We start from the raw sequence: 23965 nt of genomic DNA, 5'->3' as shown, positions 1-23965 counted from the left end.
TCGTGGCCAGCCCGTACGGCGAGCCGGGCGAGCGCCTGTACCGCACCGGCGACCTGGCCCGCTGGGATGACCACGGTCAGCTGGAGTACCTGGGCCGCGCCGATGAACAGGTGAAGATTCGTGGTTTCCGTATCGAGCCGGGCGAGATCCAGGCCGTCATCGCCGCCCACCCGCAGGTCGCTCAGGCCGCCGTCATCGCCCGCGAGGACGCTCCGGGTGGCAAGCGCCTGGTCGCGTACGTCGTCCCGGCCGAAGGGGCAGCCGGGGAGCTGCCGCACTCTGTCCGGGAGGTTGCTGCCACACGCCTGCCGGAGTACATGGTCCCCACGGCCGTCATGGTCCTGGACACGCTGCCGCTGACGCCCAACGGCAAGCTCGACCGCAAGGCCCTGCCCGCCCCTGAGTACAGCACCGGCTCGGGCCGTGGCCCGGAGACGGTCCGTGAGGAGATCCTGTGCGCGGCCTTCGCTGAGGTCCTGGGCCTGGAGTGCGTCGGTGTCGACGACAGCTTCTTCGCCCTGGGCGGTCACTCCCTCTTGGCCATCCGCCTGGTGGAGATCCTGCGCACCCGAGGTGTGACCGTGCCGGTGCGGGCGCTGTTCCAGACCCCGACCGTGGCGGGCCTGGCGGCCGCATCGGAGGCCGAGCAGGTCGAGGTCCCGGCCAACGCCATCCCGGCCGACGCCCAGACGATCACGCCCGACATGCTCCCGCTGGTCGACCTGACCACCGACGAGGTCGAGCGCGTCGTCGCGACCGTCGACGGTGGCGCGGCGAACGTCGCCGACATCTACCCGCTGGCCCCCCTCCAGGAAGGCCTGCTCTTCCACCACCTCCTCGCCGACGGCGGCGAAGACACGTACGTCATGCCGACGGTCCTGCAGTTCGACCGCCGCGACCAGCTCGACGCCTTCACCGAAGCGCTCCAGCAGGTCATGGACCGGCACGACATCCTGCGCACCGCCATCGTCTGGGAGGGCCTGCGTGAGCCGGTGCAGGTGGTCTGGCGCACCGCCCAACTCCCCGTCGAGGAGATCGAACTCGTCCCACACGGTGCCGAGCCGGCCGCACAGCTCCTGGCCGTCGGCGGCCTGTCGATGGACCTGGACCGGGCCCCGCTGGTCCGATTGCACGTGACGACTGCCGCGGACGGAACGTCGTACGCCCTCGTGCGGGTGCACCACATGATCCAGGACCACACGGGTCTGGAGCTGCTGATGGGCGAGGTCGAGGCGTTCCTCGTGGGTCGGGGCGCGGAGCTGCCCGAGCCGCTGCCGTTCCGCACCTTCGTCGCGCAGGCGCGCGGCGGCAGTGAACGCGCCGTACAGGAGCGCTACTTCACCGAACTGCTCGGCGACGTCGACGAGCCGACCGCGCCGTACGGCCTGGTGGACGTGCGGGGGGTGGCAGCGGACGTCTCGCGTGCCTCGGCCGACCTGGGCGCGGAGCTGTCCGGGCGGCTGCGCGAGGTGGCCCAGCGCATCGGCGCGAGCCCGGCCACGGTGCTGCACGTGGCCTGGGCACGCGTCCTCGGCGCCGTCAGCGGACGCGACGACGTCGTCTTCGGCACCGTCCTGTTCGGCCGCATGAACGCCGGTGCCGGCTCGGACCGGGTCGCCGGACCCTTCATCAACACGCTCCCGGTACGGGTGCGCGTCGAGAAGACCGGAGCCCTTGAGGCGGTACGGGGGATGCGCGGCCAGCTCGCCGCGCTGCTCGAGCACGAACACGCCCCGCTCGCCCTGGCCCAGCAGGCCAGCGGTGTCTCGGGGGACACCCCACTGTTCACATCCCTCTTCAACTACCGCCACAACACCGCCCCTTCGGCCGCTCACATCGCACGCGAGGGCGGGGGCGAGAACACCCCGGGCTTCCGCACCCTGCTCGCGCAGGAGCGCACCAACTACCCGCTCTCGGTCGCGGTCAACGACGGCGGAAAGGAACTGGGGCTCGCCATCGACGCGGTCGGGCCGATCGACCCGCAGGCAGTCGCCACGCTGGTCACCACCGCTACGGAGAACCTGGTGGCGGCGCTGGAGTCGGCACTTGAGGGTGGTGCTGATGTGTCGTTGAGCGGTGTTCGTGTGCTCGATGAGGGTCAGCGTCATCTGGTGCTGAGTGCGTGGAACGACACGGCGGTCGAGGTGCCGCAGGCTGCGGTTCCGGAATTGTTCGAGGCGCAGGTGGCTCGGACGCCGGATGCGGTGGCGGTTGTCGCCGACGGTGTCGAGGTGTCGTACGCCCAACTGGATGCCCGGGCTGCTCAGTTGGCGCACCACCTGATTGCTCAGGGCGTGGGTCCGGAGTCGATGGTGGGTCTGTGTCTGCCGCGTGGGGTGGACATGGTGGTGGGCATTCTTGCGGTGTGGAAGGCGGGCGGCGCGTATGTGCCGTTGGATCCGGAGTATCCGGTGGAGCGCCTGGAGTTCATGCTCGCTGACAGTGGTGCCCAGGTCGTGGTCGGCCATGGTTCTATGGTTGCGGGGCTGACGGGTTCGTTCCCGCTGGTGTGCCTGGACGACCCGCAGATGGCAGCCGAGCTGGCGCAGCTGCCGGTGACCTCGCCGGGCGTGCGGCCTGTGTCTGACGGTCTGGCGTACGTGATCTATACCTCAGGCTCCACTGGGCGCCCCAAGGGTGTCGCGGTGCGTCACGGTGGTGTGGCGAATCTGGTGGCGGTGTTCGGTCCGTTGATGGAGGTCGGGCCGGGGGTGGGCGTGCTGCAGTTCGCCTCCTTCAGCTTCGATGCCTCCGTCCTGGATGTCGCCGTCACGCTGTGCCGGGGCGGTTCCCTGGTGGTGGCGGGTGCCGCGGAGCGGGCCGAGCCGCGCCTGCTGCGGGACTTGGTGGCCTCTACCGGGGTGCGTTCGGCGAGTGTGGTGCCGTCGCTGCTGGGTGTGTTGGAACCGGAGGATCTGGCGCAGGTCAGTTCGCTGGTGATCGGCGCCGAAGCGGTCGAGCCCGGTCTTGCTGCCGCATGGGCCCGGGGCCGTCGTCTGGTCAATACATATGGGCCGACCGAGGCCACGGTGATCGTGGCCACCGGCGTGGTGGACCCGGAGCATGAGGGGACGGTGCCTTTTGGGTCTCCGATGGCGAATACCCGGATGTATGTCCTTGACCGGGATCTGGGGCCTGTGGCGCCGGGTGTGATTGGTGAGCTGTATGTGGCGGGTGCGGGTCTGGCGCGTGGTTATCACGGTCGGTCGGGCCTGAGCGCGGAACGCTTTGTGGCCTGCCCGTTCGGGGCGGCCGGTGAGCGGATGTATCGCACCGGGGATCTGGCGCGGTGGACCGCTGATGGGCAGTTGGTGTTCGCCGGGCGTGCGGATGAGCAGGTCAAGGTCCGTGGCTTCCGGATCGAGCTGGGTGAGGTGCAGGCGGCGGTGGCCGCGCACCCGCAGGTCGCCCAGGCCGCGGTCATCGCCCGCGAAGACACGCCGGGCGAAAAGCGCCTCGTGGCCTATGTCGTGCCAGCCGAAGGTGTGCAAGCGGGCGAACTGACGGGCCTCATAAGCGAGTTCGTGGCGTCATCGCTGCCCGCGCACATGGTGCCCGCCGCGCTCGTGGTCCTGGACGCGCTGCCGTTGACGGTCAACGGCAAGCTCGACCGCAAGGCCCTGCCCGCCCCGGATTACTCCGTCGGCTCGGGCCGCGGCCCCTCCACGGTGCAGGAGGAGATCCTGTGCGGGGTCTTCGCCGAGGTCCTCGGGCTCGACCGGGTCGGTGTCGACGACGACTTCTTCGTCCTGGGAGGTCACTCGCTGCTCGCGGTGCGGCTGATGAGCCGGGTCCGCTCGGTGCTCGGGGTCGAGCTGCCGCTGCGCGCGCTGTTCGACGCGCCGACGGTGGCCGGTCTCGCGACGCGTATCGGTGACGCCGGCGGTGCGCGGGTGGCGCTGACGGCGCAGCAGCGCCCGGAGCGTCTGCCGCTGTCGTTCGCGCAGCAACGCCTCTGGTTCATCGGGCAGTTGGAGGGCCCGAACGCCACGTACAACCTTCCGACGGTGCTCCGTCTCGCCGGTCAGGTGGATGCCGTGGCGCTGAACGCGGCCCTGCGGGACGTCATCGCCCGCCACGAGGTGCTGCGCACGGTCTTCGCGACCGCTGACGGTGAGCCGTACCAGCGTGTCCTGGAGATGGCGGACCTGGACTGGCAGGTGCAGGTCGGGGACGCCGCTCCGGCGGACGTGGACGCCGCGGTGGCGGAAGCGGTGGGCTACGCCTTCGATCTGGCGGCCGAACTGCCCATCCACGCCTGGCTGTTCCCCACCGGCTCGGGTGAGCAGGTGTTGGTCGTGGTGGTGCACCACATCGCCGGTGACGGCTGGTCGATGGGCCCGCTCGCGCGGGATGTGTCGGCGGCGTACGAGGCGCGCTGCGCGGGCCGGGCTCCGGAGTGGGAGCCGTTGTCGGTGCAGTACGCCGACTACGCGCTCTGGCAGCGCGACCTGCTCGGCGACGAGAGCGACCCGGAGAGTGCGCTGTCCCTGCAGATCGCTTTCTGGCGCGAGGCATTGGCAGGTGTGCCGGACGAGCTGACGCTCCCCTACGACCGGCCGCGCCCGGCCGTGGCGAGCCACCGCGGGCTCGGAGTCCCCTTCGACGTCCCGGCGGAGGTGCACGCGCGCCTCGTGGAGGTGGCGCGCGCCGAGGGTGTCACGGTGGCCATGGTGCTGCAGTCCGCCCTTGCGGTGCTCCTGTCCCACATGGGCGCGGGCGCCGACATCCCGATCGGCTCCGCGAACGCGGGCCGCACCGACGAAGCCCTCGACGACCTGGTCGGCTTCTTCGTCAACACCCTGGTGCTGCGGGCGGACCTGTCGGGCGACCCGACGTTCCGTCAACTCCTCTCCCGCATACGGGAAGCGGGCCTGTCCGCGTTCGCGCATCAGGACGTGCCGTTCGAGCGCCTGGTGGAGGAGCTGGCCCCGACCCGCTCCCTGTCCCGGCACCCGCTGTTCCAGGTCATGCTGACCCTCCAGAACAACGCCGAAGCCGTCGTGGCCCTCCCCGGCGTACAGGCCCAAGGAGCCTCGGTCGGCACGCCTGCGGCCAAGTTCGACCTTGAGTTCACTGTCGGTGAGGTCTTCGGTCCGGGTGGTGTGCCGGCGGGGGTGCGTGGTGCGGTGATCGCGGCGGCGGATCTGTTCGATGTGGGTTCGGTGGAGCGTCTGGTCGCGGGTCTGGTGCGGGTGCTTGGCGCGGTGGTTGAGCGGCCTGAGCTGCGGTTGAGTTCGGTGGATGTGTTGGGGGAGGTGGAGCGTCGGCGGGTGCTGACGGGGTGGAACGACACGGCCGTTGAGGTGCCGTCGGGGTCGCTTGTGGAGTTGTTTGAGGCGCAGGTGGCTCGTACTCCGGATGCGGTTTCGGTCGTATTCGAGGGTGCTGAGGTTTCGTACGCCCAACTCGACGCGCGGGCCAATCAGGTGGCGCGGCATCTGCTCGGTCAGGGTGTGGGGCTTGAGTCCGTGGTGGGCGTGCGTTTGGAGCGTGGTGTCGAGCTGGTCGTGGCGCTCCTTGGTGTGTTGAAGGCGGGTGCTGCGTATCTGCCGGTGGATCCTGGCCTGCCTGCTGAGCGGGTGGAGTTCATGCTCGCGGATGCGGGTGCTTCGGTGGTGGTGTCGGCGGAGACGTTCTCGTCTTTGGCGGGTGTTGAGTCGGGGGCGTTGTCGGAGTCTGAGCGTGGTGTGCTGCGCGGGGATCAGGCGGCGTATGTGCTGTTCACCTCCGGGTCGACGGGCCGCCCCAAGGGCGTGGTCGTCTCGCATTCGGGCATCGTGAACCGTCTGGCCTGGATGCAGTCCCGCTTTGGTCTGGTGCCGGGTGAGCGGGTGCTGCAGAAGACCCCGTTCGGCTTCGACGTGTCGGTGTGGGAGTTCTTCTGGCCGCTGATCGAGGGTGGGGTGCTGGTGGTGGCCCGTCCGGGCGGGCACCGCGACCCGGCGTATGTGGCCGAGGTGATCGCGGCGGAGCGGGTCTCGACGGTCCACTTTGTGCCCTCGATGCTCGAGGCCTTCCTGGGCGACCCGGCCGCCGCTGGGGCCAGTGGGTCTTTGCGGCGCGTGGTGTGCTCCGGTGAGGCGTTGACGACGGGCGTGCAGGACCGCTTCTTTGAGGTCCTGGGTGAGCAGGTGGAGCTGCACAACCTGTACGGGCCGACGGAGGCGTCGGTCGACGTGACCGCCTGGCAGTGCCATGCGGGCGAGCCGGTCGTGCCGATCGGTGGTCCGGTGGCCAACACCCGCCTGTATGTTCTGGACGCGGCGCTGCAGCCGGTGCCGGTCGGCGTGAGCGGGGAACTGTACATCGCGGGCGTGCAGTTGGCCCGCGGCTACGCGTCCCGCGCTGGCCTGACCGCGGAGCGGTTCGTGGCCAGCCCGTACGGCGAGCCGGGCGAGCGCCTGTACCGCACCGGCGACCTGGCCCGCTGGGATGACCACGGTCAGCTGGAGTACCTGGGCCGCGCCGATGAACAGGTGAAGATTCGTGGTTTCCGTATCGAGCCGGGCGAGATCCAGGCCGTCATCGCCGCCCACCCGCAGGTCGCTCAGGCCGCCGTCATCGCCCGCGAGGACGCTCCGGGTGGCAAGCGCCTGGTCGCGTACGTCGTCCCGGCCGAAGACACGGACAGCGATGAACTGGTCCAGGAGATCGGTCGGTTCGCTGCTAAACGCCTGCCGGAGTACATGGTCCCCTCGGCCGTCGTCACCCTCGACGGGCTGCCGCTGACGGTCAACGGCAAGCTCGACCGCAAGGCCCTGCCTGCCCCTGAGTACAGCACCGGCTCGGGCCGTGGCCCGGAGACGGTCCGTGAGGAGATCCTGTGCGCGGCCTTCGCTGAGGTCCTGGGCCTGGAGTGCGTCGGTGTCGACGACAGCTTCTTCGCCCTGGGCGGTCACTCCCTCTTGGCCATCCGCCTGGTGGAGATCCTGCGCACCCGAGGTGTGACCGTGCCGGTGCGGGCGCTGTTCCAGACCCCGACCGTGGCGGGCCTGGCGGCCGCATCGGAGGCCGAGCAGGTCGAGGTCCCGGCCAACGCCATCCCGGCCGACGCCCAGACGATCACGCCCGACATGCTCCCGCTGGTCGACCTGACCACCGACGAGGTCGAGCGCGTCGTCGCGACCGTCGACGGTGGCGCGGCGAACGTCGCCGACATCTACCCGCTCGCCCCCCTCCAGGAAGGCCTGCTCTTCCACCACCTCCTCGCCGACGGCGGCGAAGACGCCTACGTCACGCCCACGATGCTGGAGTTCGACTCCCGCGGACGGCTCGACACCTACGTGGACGCCCTCCAGCAGGTCGTGAACCGGCACGACATCCTGCGCACCGCCATCGTCTGGGAGGGCCTGACCGAGCCGGTGCAGGTCGTGTGGCGCCATGCCCGACTCCTCCTCGAGGAAGTCGAACTCGACCTCCCGAGCACGGGCAACGACACGGACCCGGTGCAGGCGCTGTTGACCGCAGTGGGCCTCTCGATGGATCTGGGTCGCGCCCCGCTCCTCGACCTGCACGCCGCACCCATCGCGAACGGCCGTTGGCTGCTGCTGATCCGCGTGCACCACATGATCCAGGACCACACCGGTCTTGAACTCCTGCTCGGCGAGGTCGAGATGCTGCTCGCCGGTCGTGGTGCGGAGCTGCCGGAGCCGATGGGGTTCCGCGCCTTCGTGGCGCAGGCACGCGGCGGAGCCGAACGGGCCGAGCACAAGCGGTACTTCGCCGAGCTGCTGGGTGACATCGACGAACCGACTGCCCCATACGGGCAGGTGGACACGCTGGGCGACGGATCCGGTGTGGTGCGGGCGCGGCTGCGCTTCGACTCGCAGCTGGACGACCGCGTCCGTGAAGTGGCCCGGAGCCTGGGCGTGAGCCCGGCGACGGTCATGCACGTCGCTTGGTCCCGCGTCCTCGCCGCGGTCAGCGGACGCGACGATGTCGTCTTCGGCACCGTCCTCTTCGGCCGCATGAACGCCGGTGCCGGTCAGGACCGGGTCGCCGGTCCCTTCATCAATACTCTGCCGGTGCGGGCGCGTGTGGGGGAGCTGTCGCCGCGGGCGGCGGTGGCCGCGATGCGTGATCAGCTCGCCGCGCTGCTGGAGCACGAGCACGCCTCGCTGGCTCTGGCGCAGCAGGCCAGTGGTGTGGCGGGCGGTACTCCGCTGTTCAGCTCGCTGTTCAACTACCGCCACAACGCCACCCGTTCCGAGGCGGCGCGGCCCGAGACCTCGACCGAAGGCGGCATCAAGGTCGTCTACAGCCGAGAAGCCGACAACTACCCCCTCTCCGTCTCCGTGGACGACGGCGGTGACGGGCTCGGCCTGGCCGTCGACGCCGTCGCCCCGATCGACGCGCAGGCAGTTGCCGCTCTGCTGGCCACCGCAACCGAAAGCCTGGTGGTGGCGCTCGAGAGCGACACCGACCAGCCGCTGAGCGAACTGGACGTCCTCGACCAGGCCGAGCGTCAGCGCCTGCTGGTGGAGTGGAACGACACCGCCGCTGAGGTGGCCCCGTCCACGCTGACGGAGCTGTTCGAGGCACAGACGGCCCAGACCCCGGACGCCATCGCCGTCGTCGCCGACGGCACGGACGTCTCGTATGCCGAACTCGACGGACGTGCCAACCAGTTGGCGCACCACCTCATCGCTCAGGGCGTGGGCCCGGAGTCGCTGGTGGCTGTGGTCCTCGACCGCGGCGTCGAGCTGATGGTGGCCCTCCTGGGCATCCTCAAGGCCGGTGCCGCCTACCTCCCGGTCGATCCCGCCTACCCGGCCGAGCGCATCGCCCACATGCTGGACGATTCCCGCCCGGTCGTGGTATTGGGCACCACGGGCACGGTCGAGGCCGTGCCCGCCACGGCCCCGGTGACGCTGCTCGACGCCCCCGAGACGGCAGCTGCACTCGCCCAGGCCTCGACGCAAGGGGTGGCCAAGTGGCGCGAGGACGCGCTTGAACACCCGGCCTACGTGATCTACACCTCCGGCTCCACCGGCCGCCCCAAGGGCGTCGTCGTCACGCAGCGCAGTGCGGCGAACCACATGCTGTGGATGCGGGCCGAGTTCGGCGTCGGCGCGGGAGACCGCGTGCTGGCGCGCACCTCGCCGAGCTTCGACGCCGCGGTGTGGGAGCTGTGGCTGCCGTTGGTGTCGGGCGCCGCGGTGTGCGTGGCCTCCGACGAGGTGGCCAGGGATCCGCAACGGCTGGTCGCCTTCATGCGCACGCAGGCGGTGACGGTGGCGCAGTTCGTGCCCACGCTCCTGGCCGCCGTCCTGGAGATCCCGGAGGCCGGCCACGTCACCTCCGTGCGGCAGCTCTTCGCCGGTGGTGAGCCGCTGCGGTCCTCGCTCGCCGCCTCCGCCGAGAAGGCGTGGGGCGTGCGGCCGGTGAACCTGTACGGCCCGACGGAGACCACGATCCAGGTCACCTTCGGCACTGGCGCCGACGCCGGTACGGCCGAAGGCACCGTCCCGATCGGCCGCCCCGTCTGGAACACGCACTTGTACGTGCTTGACGCGCACCTCCACCCCGTCCCCCAGGGCGTGGCGGGCGAGCTCTACGTCTCCGGCGATGCGTTGGCGCGCGGCTACCTCGGGCGCCCGGGCCTCACCGCCGAACGCTTCGTGGCCTGCCCGTTCGCGGCGGCCGGTGCGCGCATGTACCGCACCGGCGACCTGGCCCGCTGGAGCGCCGAGGGTCAACTCGTCTTCGCCGGTCGCGCCGACGACCAGGTCAAGGTCCGAGGGTTCCGCATCGAGCCCGGCGAGGTGCAGTCGGCCCTTGCCGCGCACCCGTCGGTGGCCCAGGCCGCCGTCGTGGCCCGCGAGGACAACCCGGGAGACACCCGGCTCGTCGCCTACGTGGTGACGGCCGATGCTGAACACCCGGTTGATCAGGAGCTCTCCGGTACTCTGCAGAAGTTCGTCGCCCAGCGGCTGCCCGCGCACATGGTGCCGTCAGCCGTCGTCCCGTTGGAGCGGCTGCCGTTGACTCCCAACGGCAAGCTGGACCGCAAGGCGCTGCCCGCCCCGGAGTACGCCGGGACAGCGGGCACGAGGCGGGAGCCGTCCACGCCGCAGGAGCGGGCGCTGTGCGAGGCGTTCGCCCAAGTGCTCGGTGTGGACAGCGTGGGTGCGGACGACGACTTCTTCGCGCTGGGTGGCCACTCCCTTCTGGCGGTCCGCCTGGTGAGCGTCGTGCGCGCGCGGCTCTCCGTCGAGGTCCCACTGCGCGTATTGCTGGACAACCCGACGCCGGCAGGTCTCGCACAGCAGCTTGGAAAACAGAAGTCAGCACGGCCGGCGTTGCGGCCCATGCGTAACCAGGGGGAGTCCTGATGTTTCCGTTGTCATTCGCGCAGCGTCGGCTGTGGTTCATCGAGCAGCTCGAGGGCCCGAGTGCCACGTACAACATTCCGGTGGTCCTCCCGCTGTCGGGCCACGTCGACCGGGTGGCGCTGAACGCCGCCCTGCGGGATGTGATCGGCCGTCATGAGGTGCTGCGGACGGTTTTCCCCACGGCCGACGGTGAGCCGTACCAGCGCATCCTCAAGTTCGACGACCTGGACTGGGAACTGTCGTACGCCGAGGTGGCGCCCCAGGACCTGGCGGCGGCGACCCGCGACGCGGTGGCGCGGCCGTTCGACCTGTCGTCAGACGTGCCGATCCGCGCCGGGCTGTTCGCGACCGGTCCCGACGCGCACGTGCTCGTCGTGGTCGTCCACCACATAGCCAGCGACGGCTGGTCCACCCGGCCGCTGGCCCGGGACCTGTCGATGGCGTACGCCGCACGGTGCGAGGGCCGGGCACCGGAGTTCGAGCCGCTGCCCGTGCAGTACGCCGACTACGCGCTGTGGCAGCGTGAACTGCTCGGCGACGTGAACGACCCCGACAGCGTGGTCTCCCGCCAGATGGCTTTCTGGCAGGAACAGTTGGCGGGCGCGCCGGACGAGCTGGAGCTGCCCTTCGACCGGCCGCGCCCGGCGGTCGCCGGCTTCCGCGGCCACACCGTCCCCCTGTCGGTGCCCGCCGAGGTGCACGCGCAGCTCGCGGAGATCGCGCGTGCGTCGGACGCCACCATGTTCATGGTGGTCCAGGCGGCCCTCGCGACGCTGCTGTCCCGCCTCGGCGCCGGCACCGACGTCCCGATCGGCGCCGCGGTCGCCGGGCGCACCGACGTGGCCCTGGACGACCTGGTCGGGTTCTTCGTGAACACCCTCGTCCTGCGCACGGACCTGTCGGGTGACCCGACATTCACCGAGCTACTCGCCCGGGTGAGGGAGACCGGGTGGAACGCGTTCGCGCACCAGGACGTGCCGTTCGAGCGCCTGGTCGAGGAGCTGGCCCCGACGCGCTCGCTGTCCCGGCACCCGCTGTTCCAGGTGATGCTCACCATGCAGAACAACGCCGACGCGGCCCTGGACCTTCAGGGTGTGCAGGCCGGGGCAGCGGTGGACGGCATCGAGGCGGAGTCGCTGGCCGGCGGCCTCGCGGCCAAGTTCGACCTGGAAGCGAGCGTGGCCGAGGCCTTCGACGCCGAGGGCCGTCCCGCGGGGCTGCGCGGTGAACTTGTCGCCTCGGCGGACCTGTTCGACGCCTCGACGGCCGAGCGCCTGGTCGAACGACTCGGCCAGGTCCTGGCCACGGTCGCCACCGACCCGGGCACCCGTCTGAGCGCGGTGGACGTTCTGGATGCCGATGAGCGTCGTCGGGTGCTGACGGAGTGGAATGACACGGCTGTGGAGGTGGCTTCGGCCACGGTGCCGGAGTTGTTTGAGGCTCAGGTGACCCGTACCCCTGACGCCGTCGCCGTCGTCGCGGACGGCACGGAGGTCTCGTATGCCGAACTCGACGCACGCGCCAACCAGTTGGCGCGTCACCTGATCGGTCTGGGTGTGGGTCCGGAGTCGCGGGTGGCTGTGGTGCTCGAGCGTGGCGTGGCTGCGATCACGTCTTTGCTGGGTGTTGTGAAGGCGGGTGGTGCGTATGTGCCGGTGGACCCGTCGTACCCGGCCGAGCGGGTTGCGTTCATGCTGGAGGATGCGCAGCCGGTGGCGGTGATCGCCTCGGCGGCGACTGCTGGGGTGCTGCCGTCGTCCGCTTCGCAGATCGTGCTGCTGGATGCTCCGGAGACGGTGGCGGCTCTGGACGGCCTTGCGGTGGAGGCTCCGGCGCAGGACGAGCGTGTGGCCGCGCTGACCCCGAGCCATCCCGCGTACGTGATCTACACCTCCGGCTCCACGGGGCGCCCTAAGGGTGTGGTGGTGGAGCACCGTTCGGTGGCGAGCCTGCTTGCGTGGGCCGGGGCCGAGTTCGGTGGTGCGGACTTCGAGCGGGTGCTGCTGTCGACCTCGTTCACCTTCGATGTGTCGGTCTTCGAGTTGTTCGGCCCGCTGGTCACCGGCGGATCTGTCGAGCTCGTCCCGGACCTGCTGGCGCTTGCTGATGCCGAGCGTGGTCCGTGGCAGGTGAGCCTGGTCAGCGGTGTTCCCTCGGCGTTCGTCCGGATCTTGGGTCGTGGGGCTGAGGTGCGTCCGCGTACGGTGGTGTTGGCTGGTGAGGCGCTGACCGCTGATGCGGTGGCGGGTATCCGTCGGGAGCTGCCGGGTGCGCGGGTGGCGAACATCTACGGCCCGACCGAGGCGACCGTGTACACCACGGCGTGCTTCACCGACGGTGAGGCTCAGGGTGCGGTGCCCATTGGGCGGCCGGTCTCCAACGCCCGGGTCTACGTCCTCGACGGGCACCTGTCCCCGGTGGCGCCGGGTGTGGCGGGTGAGCTGTACATCGCGGGTATGGGTCTGGCGCGTGGTTATCTGCATCGCTCTGCCCTGACCGCCGAGCGTTTCGTGGCCGATCCGTTCGGTGCTGCGGGCGAGCGTCTGTACCGCACCGGTGACCTGGTGCGGTGGAACGCGGATGGTCAGCTGGAGTACCTGGGGCGTGCGGACGAGCAGGTCAAGGTCCGTGGCTTCCGTATCGAGTTGGGCGAGGTCCAGGCCGCGGTGGCCGCGCACCCGCAGGTCGCCCAGGCCGTGGTGGTGACGCGTGAGGACGTGCCGGGTGACAAGCGCCTGGTCGCGTACGTGGTTCCCGCCGGCGACCGCCGCGGTGAGGAACTGTCCCAGGACATCCGTCAGTTCGTGGCCGGACGGCTGCCGCAGTACATGGTCCCGTCGGCCGTGATGCCCCTGGATCTGCTGCCGCTGACGCCCAACGGCAAGCTCGACCGCAAGGCCCTGCCCGCCCCCGAGTACGCGACGGGCGCTGGTCGTGGCCCCTCCACGGTCCGTGAGGAGATCCTGTGCGCGGCCTTCGCTGAGGTCCTGGGCCTCGACAGCGTCGGTGTCGACGACGACTTCTTCGCGCTCGGCGGGCACTCCCTGCTCGCCATCCGGCTGGTGGAGATCCTGCGCACTCGCGGCGTGACCCTCTCGGTGCGGGCGCTGTTCCAGACCCCGACTGTGGCCGGGCTCGCGGTCGCGTCGGGTGCGGAGAGCGTCGTCGTTCCGCCCAACGCGATCCCTGAAGGCGCCCAGGCGATCACGCCCGACATGCTGCCGCTGGTCGACCTGACCGCCGAGGAGATCGAGCGGGTCGTCGCCACCGTCGAGGGCGGCGCGGCGAACGTCGCCGACATCTACCCGCTGGCTCCCCTCCAGGAGGGCCTGCTCTTCCACCACCTCCTCGCCGACGGCGGCGAGGACGCCTATGTGCTGCCGACCGTGGTCAGGTTCGACTCGCGTGAGCGCCTCAAGGCGTTCACCGCGGCTCTCCAGCAGGTCGTGGACCGGCACGACATCTTGCGGACCGGCATCGTGTGGGAGGGCCTGCGCGAGCCAGTACAGGTGGTACGGCGGCACGCCGCCGTGCCCGTCGAGGACGTCGCACTCGACCCGCACGCCACGAATCCGGTGGCGGACCTCGTCGCACGGGTCGGCTCGGCCATGGACCTGCGGCACGCGCCGCTGATCCACGTGCACACGGTGGCCGATCCCGGCGACGGGACGTGGCTCGCTCTGGTGCGCGTGCACCACATGGTGCAGGACCACACGGCCCTCGAGGTGCTGCTCGCCGAGGTGGACGCGTTCCTGTCCGGGCGCGGCGGCGAACTGCCCGAGCCGACGCCCTTCCGCGACTTCGTCGCCCAGGCACAGGGCGGAGTCGAACGGGCTGAGCACGAGCGGTACTTCGCCGATCTGCTTGGCGATGTGACCGAGCCGACCGCGCCGTACGGGCTGATCGACGCCCGCGGTGACGGAGTGGCGGCGGTCAGCGCCAGACTGCCGTTCCCGCCGGGTCTCTCGGCGCGGGTCCGTGGCGTCGCCCGGCGCCTGGGTGTGAGCCCGGCCACGGTGATGCACGTGGTGTGGGCGCGCGTGCTCGGCGCGGTCAGCGGCCGTGACGACGTCGTGTTCGGCACGGTGTTGTTCGGGCGCATGAACGCCGGTAGTGGCTCCGGTCGCACGCTGGGTCCGTTCATCAACACGCTGCCGGTGCGGGTGCGCCTGGACGAGGGTGCGGGTGTGCTGGCGGCGGTGCGGGCGATGGGTGGTCAGCTCGCGGGGCTCCTCGAGCACGAGCATGCGCCGTTGGCTGTGGCCCAGCAGGCCAGCGGGGTCGCGGGGGACACCCCGCTGTTCACGTCGCTCTTCAACTACCGCCACAACAGTGACCTCGGTGCCGGTGCGGGCCTGGAGGGCATCCGCGCGGTCTTCTCGGAGGAGCGCACGAACTACCCGCTGTCGCTCTCGGTGGACGACGACGGCACGGGCCTCTCGCTCGCGGTGGACGCGGTGGCGTCGGTGGATCCGCAGGCGGTTGCCGCGCTGGTGGCCACGGCCACGGAGGACATGGTGGCGGCGCTGGAGGAGGTGCTGGACGGCGGTTCCGAACGGCCGCTGAGCGCCGTCGACGTCCTGGGCGAGGCTGAGCGTCAGCGGCTCCTTGTCGAGTGGAATGACACGGCGGTTGAGGTGGCTGTGTCGACTGTTCCGGAGTTGTTCGAGGCACAGGTGGCGCGGACTCCGGGTGCGGTGGCGGTTGTCGCCGACGGCACGGAGGTTTCGTATGCCGAACTGGACGCTCGGGCGAATCGGTTGGCGCGTCACCTGATTGGTTTGGGTGTGGGGCCGGAGTCGCGGGTGGCTGTGTGCCTGGAGCGCAATGCGGATGCCGTATCCGCGCTGTTGGGTGTGCTCAAGGCGGGTGGTGCGTATGTGCCGGTGGATCCGTCGTATCCGGCTGAGCGGATCGCGTACATGCTGGAGGACGCGCAGCCGGTAGCGGTGATCGCTGCCACTGGCACGGTTGGTGTCCTTCCGTCCGCCGGACAGCAGACCGTGATCCTTGACGCCTCGGAGACGGTGGCTGTCCTGGCCGGGCTGTCGGCGAAGGCTCCGGGTCAGGGTGAGCGGTTGGCTGTGCTGACGCCTGTCCATCCGGCGTATGTGATCTATACCTCTGGTTCCACGGGGCGCCCTAAGGGTGTGGTGGTGGAGCACCGTTCGGTGGCGAGCCTGCTTGCGTGGGCCGGGGCCGAGTTCGGTGGTGCGGACTTCGAGCGGGTGCTGCTGTCGACCTCGTTCACCTTCGATGTGTCGGTCTTCGAGTTGTTCGGGCCGTTGGTGACTGGTGGGTCTGTCGAGCTTGTCCCGGATCTGTTGGCGCTTGCTGATGGCGAGCGTGGTCCGTGGGAGGTGAGTTTGGTCAGTGGTGTGCCGTCGGCGTTCGTCCGGATCTTGGGTCGTGGGGCTGAGGTGGGTCCGCGTACGGTGGTGTTGGCTGGTGAGGCGCTGACCGCTGATGCGGTGGCGGGTATCCGTCGGGAGCTGCCGGGTGCGCGGGTGGCGAACATCTACGGCCCGACCGAGGCGACCGTGTACACCACGGCGTGCTTCACCGACGGTGAGGCTCAGGGTGCGGTGCCCATTGGGCGGCCGGTCTCCAACGCCCGGGTCTACGTCCTCGACGGGCACCTGTCCCCGGTGGCGCCGGGTGTGGCGGGTGAGCTGTACATCGCGGGTATGGGTCTGGCGCGTGGTTATCTGCATCGCTCTGCCCTGACCGCCGAGCGTTTCGTCGCGGATCCGTTCGGTGCTGCGGGCGAGCGTCTGTACCGCACGGGCGATCTGGTCCGCTGGAACAAGGACGGTCAGCTGGAGTACTTGGGTCGCGTCGACGAGCAGGTCAAGGTCCGTGGCTTCCGTATCGAGCTGGGTGAGGTGCAGTCGGCGGTGGCCGCGCATGCGTCGGTGGCTCAGGCCGCTGTCGTGGCCCGTGAAGACACCCCGGGCGACAAGCGCCTGGTGGCCTACGTCGTGACCGTCAATGACAAGCACGGCGATCAACTCACCCAGGAGATCCGTCAGTTCGTCGGCGAGTCCCTGCCGCAGTACATGGTTCCGTCGGCGGTCGTCGTTCTCGACGCGCTGCCGCTGACGCCCAACGGCAAGCTCGACCGCAAGGCCCTGCCCGCCCCCGAGTACGCGACGGGCGCTGGTCGTGGCCCCTCCACGGTCCATGAGGAGATCCTGTGTGGGATCTTCGCCGAGGTCCTCGGTCTTGACCGGGTCGGCGTCGACGACGACTTCTTCGCGCTCGGCGGCCACTCCCTGCTGGCTGTCCGGCTGGTGAGCCGAGTCCGCTCGGTCCTCGGAGTCGAGCTGTCGCTGCGCGCACTGTTCGAGGCGCCGACCGTCGCAGGCCTCGCGGCCCGCCTCGATGACGCCGACCGGGCGCGGGTGGCGTTGACGGCGCAGGAGCGTCCGGAGCGTCTGCCGTTGTCGTTCGCGCAGCGCCGTCTGTGGCTCGTCAACGAGCTGGAGGGTCCGAGCCCCGCCTACAACATTCCGACGGTGCTGCGGCTCAAGGGCGTCATGGACGCCGGGGCGCTGAACGCCGCGCTGCGGGACGTCATCGCCCGTCACGAGGTCCTGCGCACGGTCTTCGCCACCGCTGATGGCGAGCCGTACCAGCAGGTCCTAGAGATGGCGGACCTCGACTGGCAGCTGCAGGTCAGCGACGCCTCCCCGGCGGACCTGGACGCCGCGGTGGTCCGGGCGACGGCGTACGCCTTCGACCTCTCCTCCGATCTGCCCTTCCACGCCGAGCTGTTCACCGTCAGCCCGGACGAGCACGTACTCGCCGTCGTGGTGCACCACATCGCCGCCGACGGCTGGTCGATGGCTCCGCTGGCGCGGGACGTGTCGACTGCGTACGAGGCGCGCTGCGCGGGCCGGGCTCCGGAGTGGGAGCCCCTGCCGGTGCAGTACGCCGACTACGCGCTGTGGCAGCGCGACCTGCTCGGCGACGAGAACGACCCGGAGAGCACGCTCTCCCAGCAGGTCGGCTACTGGCGCGAGACCCTTGCTGGTGCGCCGGAGGAGCTGGCGCTGCCCTTCGACCGGCCCCGCCCGACCGTCGCCTCCCACCGCGGACACGTCGCACGGGTCGAGGTTCCGGCGGAGGTCCACGCCCGGCTGCTGGAGCTGGCCCGCACCGAAGGTGTCACCACCTTCATGGTGCTGCAGGGCGCGCTCGCGGTGCTTCTTTCCCGTCTGGGCGCGGGCACCGACATCCCGATCGGCTCGGCCCACGCGGGCCGCACCGACGAAGCCCTCGACGATCTCGTCGGATGCTTCGTGAACACGCTGGTGCTGCGCGCGGATCTCTCCGGCGATCCGGCCTTCACCGATGTGCTGGCCCGGGTGCGGGAGGCCGGTCTCGCGGGCGGCGCCCACCAGGACGTGCCCTTTGACCGTCTGGTCGAGGAGCTGGCCCCGTCCCGCTCCATGGCGCGCCACCCGGTCTTCCAGACCGTGCTGACGATGATGAACACCATCGAGGCGGTTCTGGACCTGGGAGACGTGCGGGCCGGTGGGGTGTCGGCGGGTGCCGGTGCGGCCAAGTTCGACCTGGACGTGCTGGTCGCCGAGGAGTTCGACGCCCACGGCGCGCCCGCCGGGTTCGGTGGCACGGTCACCGTGGCCGCGGACCTGTTCGACGCCGCGGCGGCCGAGCGGATCGCCTCCGCCCTGGCCCGCGTACTCGATCTGCTGACCACCGCCCCGGGCACCCGTCTGAGCGCGGTCGACGTCCTGGACGCCGACGAGCGTCGCCGGGTGCTGGTGGAGTGGAACGACACCGCGGCCGAGGTTCCGGCCGGTGCGGTCGCCGCCCGTTTCGAGGAGCAGGTGGCTCGTACGCCGGATGCGGTGGCGATCGTCGCCGATGGTGAAGAGGTCTCGTACGCCGAGCTCGACGCCCGCGCCAATAAGTTGGCCAACTTCCTCGTCGAGCAGGGCGTCGGCGCGGAGTCCGTCGTGGGCCTCTGCCTGGGCCGTGGTGCGGAGATGATCGCGGCGATCCTGGGCGTGTGGAAGGCCGGTGCGGCCTATCTGCCCATCGACCCCGGACAGCCCGCCGACCGGGTCGCGCACCTCATCACCGACAGCCGTGCCGCGCTGACGCTGACCACCGAGGAGATCCTCGACGACCTCCCCGCGGGCATGCGCCTCATCGCCCTCGACGAGCCGCTGGCGCGGATGCAGCTCGACATGGCGGGGGAGACGGCCCCGCAGGTGACGGCGGACCCGGACGGGATCGCGTACGTCATCTACACCTCCGGTTCGACGGGCCGCCCCAAGGGCGTCGCCGTGACCCATGGCGCGCTCGCCAGCTACGTGGCGTCCGTGCCGGGCCGCGTCGGGCTCGGCGGACCGGGCGACCGGTACGCGCTGCTCCAGGCGCAGGCCACCGACCTCGGCAACACCATGGTGTTCGCGAGCCTGACCACCGGCGGTGAACTACACATCCTGGACGAGGGCGCGGTCACCGACCCGGCGGCGGTCAGCCGCTACCTGGCCGAGCACCGCATCGACCACCTCAAGGCCGTGCCCTCGCACCTCGCGGCGCTCGGCGCCGCCGGGGACCTGGCCGGGGTGCTGCCCGCCAAGTCCCTTGTCCTCGGTGGCGAGGCCGCTCGGCCCGAGTGGGTGCGGGACCTCCTGTCCGCCGCGGACGGGTGCGCGGTGTTCAACCACTACGGCCCGACGGAGACCACCATCGGCGTGGCCACGACCCCGCTGACGGCCGATGTGGTGGCCGCCGGAGTGGTCCCCGTGGGCACACCGCTGGCCAACACCCGCTTCTACGTCCTGGACGACCGGCTGCACCCGGTGGCTCCGGGTGTCGTCGGCGAGCTGTACGTCGCGGGCGCGCAGCTGGCGCGCGGCTATGTGCGCCGTCCCGGCCTGACCGCGGAGCGGTTCGTGGCCAGCCCGTTCGGTACGGCGGGCGAGCGGATGTACCGTACCGGCGACCGCGCGCGGTGGACGGCCGACGGCCAGGTGGTGTTCCTGGGCCGCACCGACGACCAGGTGAAGATCCGCGGCTTCCGTATCGAGCCCGGCGAGGTGCAGTCCGTACTGGCCGCGCACCCGCAGGTCGCCCAAGCCGCGGTGATCGCCCGCGAGGACGTCTCCGGCGACAAGCGTCTGGTCGCCTACGTGGTGGCCGACGACCCGGAGACCGCCGATGACTCGGCGCTGCCCGCGATGGTCCGCAAGTTCGCCGCGCAGCGCCTGCCGGAGCACATGGTGCCCTCCGCGGTCGTCACCCTGGACGCGCTGCCGCTGACGGGCAACGGCAAGCTGGACCGCAAGGCCCTGCCTGCCCCGGACTACCACGGTGCCGCGCAGACCGGCGGCCGGAACCGGGCCGCCGGTCTCCAGGAGGAGATCCTCTGCGTGGCCTTCGCCGAGGTCCTCGGAGTGCCCGCGGTCGGCGTGCACGACGACTTCTTCGAGCTCGGCGGCCACTCGCTGCTCGCGGTCCGGCTGATCAGCCGGATCCGAAGCCTCCTCGGCGTGGAGGTGGAGGTCCGCGACCTGTTCGAGGCGCCGACCGTCGCCGGCCTGGCCGAGCAGCTGGCCGGGGCGCGCGAGGCCCGGCCGGCGCTGGAGTCCGGAGCCCGGCCCGCACAGCTGCCGCTGTCGTACGGCCAGCGCCGCCTGTGGATCATCGACAAGCTGGAGGGCGCGAGCGACACGTACAACATCCCCGTCGCCGTACGGCTCGGCGGGGTGGACCACGCGACGCTGAACGCTGCCTTCCGGGACGTCATCGCCCGCCACGAAGTGCTGCGCACCGTGTACGCGGTGGCGGACGGCGAGCCGTACCAGCAGGTCATCGACCCGGCCGAACTGGAGTGGGAGCTCACCGTGGTCCCGGTCGCGCCGGAGGAGCTGCCCGGGGCGGTCGCCGACGCCAAGCGCCACGTCTTCGACCTGTCGGCTCAGGCGCCGGTCAAGGCCTGGCTGTTCCAGGCGGGCCCGGACGACCACGTCCTGGCGGTGGTGATCCACCACATCGCCACCGACGGCTGGTCCTGGGCGCCGCTGGCCCGCGACCTGTCCGTGGCGTACGCCGCGCGCAGCGAGGGCCGGGCCCCGCAGTGGCGGGAACTGCCGGTGCAGTACGCCGACTACGCGCTGTGGCAGCGGGCGGTGCTCGGCGACGGGGACGACCCGGACAGCCTGCTCTCCCGTCAGGTCGCCTACTGGCGAGAGGCCCTTGCCGGCATCCCCGAGGAGCTGACGCTGCCGACCGACCGGGGGCGCCCGGCCGTGGTCGGCCACCAGGGCTACCAGATACCGATCGAGGTTCCCGCCGAGGTGCACGCGCGGCTCCTGGAGGTCGCGCGGGCCGAGGGCGTCACGATGTTCATGGCGCTGCACGGTGCCCTCGCGGTGCTCCTTTCCCGGCTCGGCGCGGGCACCGACATCCCCATCGGCTCGGCGCACGCGGGACGCACCGACGAAGCCCTCGACGACCTCGTCGGCTACTTCGTCAACACCTTCGTGCTGCGCACCGACCTGTCGCAGGACCCGAGCTACCGCAAGGTCCTGGAGCGGGTCCGCGAGGCGGGCCTCGGCGCGTTCGCCCACGCGGCCGTCCCGTTCGAGCGGCTCGTCGAGGAGCTGGCGCCCGCCCGCTCGCTGGCCCGGCACCCGCTCTTCCAGGTGATGCTGCTCCTGGAGAACACCGCCGAGGCAGTGGTCGATCTGCCCGGTCTCGCCACCGGCGCGGGCGCCCAGCCGCGCCCGGCCTCCGGTGCGGCCCCGGACGAGTCGTCCGTGACGGAGTCGGTGGTCAAGTTCGACCTGGACGTCAGCATGGTCGAGACGTACGACGACCAGGGCGCGCCCGCGGGCCTGCGCGGCACCGTGACCGCCTCCGCGGACCTCTTCGAGCCCGCGTCGGTGGTGCGCATCGGCGAGCGCCTCAACCGTGTCCTCGCGACCCTCTCCGCCGCCCCGGACACCCGGCTCAGCGCCGTGGACGTCCTGGACGACGACGAGCGGCACCGCATGCTGACCGAGTGGAACGACAGCGCGGCCGAGCTGCCGGACACCACGGTCGGCGCCCTGTTCGAGGCGCAGGTCGCGCGCACCCCCGACGCGATCGCCCTGACCTTCGGCGACGTCGCCCTCAGCTACGCCGAGCTGGACGCGCGGGCCAACCGCGTGGCCCGGTACCTCATCGGCAAGGGCGTGGGTCCGGAGTCGGTCGTCGCGGTCGTCTTCGACCGCACCGTCGACCTGGTCGTGGCGCTGCTCGGCGTGGTCAAGGCGGGCGCCGCCTATCTGCCGATCGACCCGAACTACCCCGCCGACCGCATCGCGTACGTCATCGCCGACTCCGGCGCGGTGTGCGTGCTCAGCGGCGCGGGCATGCGGGACCGGCTCGAGTCGTTCGACGTGGACGCCGAGGGCGCGTCCGGCGTGCCCGTGGTGCTGCTCGACGACGCAGCGGTGACCGCGGAACTGGCGGCTCTGTCGGACCGGACCGTCGGCGACGACGAGCGCACGCGTCCGCTGCTGCCCAGGCACCCCATGTGGGTGATCTACACGTCCGGGTCCACCGGGCGCCCCAAGGGCGTGCTCGTCGAGCACCGGGCGATCGTCAACTTCCTGGAGGCGATGCAGCACGACTACCCGCTGACCGCCGACGACCGCCTGCTCGCGGTGAGCACCCACGGCTGTGACATGGCCGGGTTCGAGTTCTACCTGCCGCTGCTCAACGGCGCCCGCCTCGTGCTCGCCGCGCAGGAGCAGGTCCTCGACCCGTGGGCGCTGCGGGAGTTGATCCGCACCGGCGGCGTGACGATGGTGCACGCCACGCCGAGCCTGTGGCGCGGCCTGGTCGCCGACGCCGACGATCCGGTCGACTTCACGCGGGTACGTGCCATGGTCGGTGCCGAGGCGCTGCCTGGGGATCTGGCCCGCACCCTCCTGGGTCGGACGCCGACCCTGACGAACCTGTACGGCCCGACGGAGACCACCACCTGGTCGACCGCCAAGGTGCTCCGGCCGGACGCGGTGGACGCCACGTCGATCGGCTCGCCGATCGGCAACACCCAGGTGTACGTCCTCGACGGCGGCCTGATCCCGGTGGCACCCGGTGTGGCGGGCGAGCTCTACATCGCGGGTGAGGGTCTGGCCCGCGGGTACCTGGGCCGGCCGGGGCTGACGGCAGGGCGCTTCGTGGCCTGCCCGTTCGGCGCCGCGGGCGAGCGGATGTACCGCACCGGTGACGTGGTCCGGTGGACCACGGACGGCGAGCTGCAGTACGTCGGACGCGCCGACGACCAGGTCAAGGTGCGCGGCTTCCGGGTCGAACTCGGCGAGATCGAGGCCGTCCTGGCCACGCACCCCTCGGTCGGGCAGGCCGTGGTCGTAGTGCGCGAGGACACGCCGGGCGACCATCGCCTGGTGGCCTACGTGGTGCCGGGCTCGGCCACCGGACCGGAGGAGGCGGGGGAGCTGGGCCGGGCGGTGCGCGGCCTTGCCCAGGGCCGGATGCCGGGGTACATGGTGCCGTCCGCGGTGGTGGTGATCGACCGGCTGCCGCTCATGCCCAACGGCAAGCTGGATCGCAAGGCGCTGCCCGCGCCGGAGGCCACCGCCGCCGACCCCGCCGCCAAGGGGGCCGTCACCGCCCTCGAATCGAGCCTGTGCGAGGTGTTCGCCGAGGTCCTTGGCGTGGAGTCGGTCGGGGTCGACGACGACTTCTTCGCCCTGGGCGGGCACTCCCTGCTGGCGGTCCGGCTCGTGGAGCGGCTGCGGGAGCGGGGCGTGTCCGTCGCGGTCCGCGATGTGTTCGCCGCGCCTTCGGTCGGCGAACTCCTGAAGGGGATGAGCCTGTCGTCGGTGCGGAACGCCCTCGACGAGCTGCTGCCGATCCGTGCCGAGGGCAGCAGGCCCCCCTTCTTCTGCCTGCACCCCGCCGACGGTCTGAGCTGGTGCTACATGCCGCTGGCCCGGTACGTGCCGAGCGACATCCCGCTGTACGGCCTGCAGGACCGCGGGCTGCTCGGGGCCGACCGACTCGCCCGTTCCGTGGGGGAGATGGCGGACCGCTACGTCGAGCAGATCCGCCAGGTGCAGCCCGTTGGCCCGTACCACCTGCTGGGTTGGTCCTTCGGCGCGGTGGTCGGGCACGAGGTCGCCGTGCGGCTGCGCGCCGCGGGCGAGGAGGTTGCGGCGCTGGTCGTCCTGGACCAGAACCCGACGGTGCGGGAACCGGACGGCGAGCCTCTGGGGGACATCAAGGACGTACCGGAGGACGTGCTGGCGAACGTGACCGAGTTCGTGCGCGGCGAGGCGGCGGGCGCGCTCGGTGCCACCACGGAGGAGGAGTACCGGAACATCGCGCGGGTCCTGATCAACCAGCGCGAGATTCAGATGCGCCATGAGCACGGCCGGTTCGACGGCGACGTCCTGCTGATCACGGCCGACCGGCAGGACTCCGACCGCCCGGTCACCACCGAGGCGTGGCAGCCGCACGTCTCCGGGGAGATCCACCGGACCGGCATCGACTGCACCCACAACGAGATGGGCACGCCGGACAACCTGGCCAAGGTGTGGTCCGCCGTGTCGGACTGGCTGGGCCTGGACGGCTGA

2 protein-coding genes (1 of these 2 cut by a window edge) are annotated in these 23965 nt (G+C 71.1%); both read left to right on the top strand.

The window, feature by feature from the left end; translation table 11 throughout:
- Positions 1-10337: the 3' portion of an amino acid adenylation domain-containing protein gene (locus ACQUSR_RS07310; protein WP_431041735.1), read on the top strand. Its footprint begins 2470 nt before the window's first position; 10337 of the gene's 12807 nt are visible here — the last part of the coding sequence; the start codon falls outside the window, past its left edge; it ends in the stop codon at positions 10335-10337.
- Positions 10337-23965, top strand: coding sequence for an amino acid adenylation domain-containing protein (locus ACQUSR_RS07305; protein WP_431041734.1), 13629 nt, complete (start codon positions 10337-10339; stop codon positions 23963-23965). Before ACQUSR_RS07310 ends, ACQUSR_RS07305 begins: the two co-directional genes overlap by 1 nt.

It is taken from the genome of Streptomyces sp. P1-3, from assembly GCF_050613155.1.
In the GTDB taxonomy this organism is placed as follows: domain Bacteria; phylum Actinomycetota; class Actinomycetes; order Streptomycetales; family Streptomycetaceae; genus Streptomyces.
This window is presented reverse-complemented; position numbering and strand designations above follow the sequence as displayed.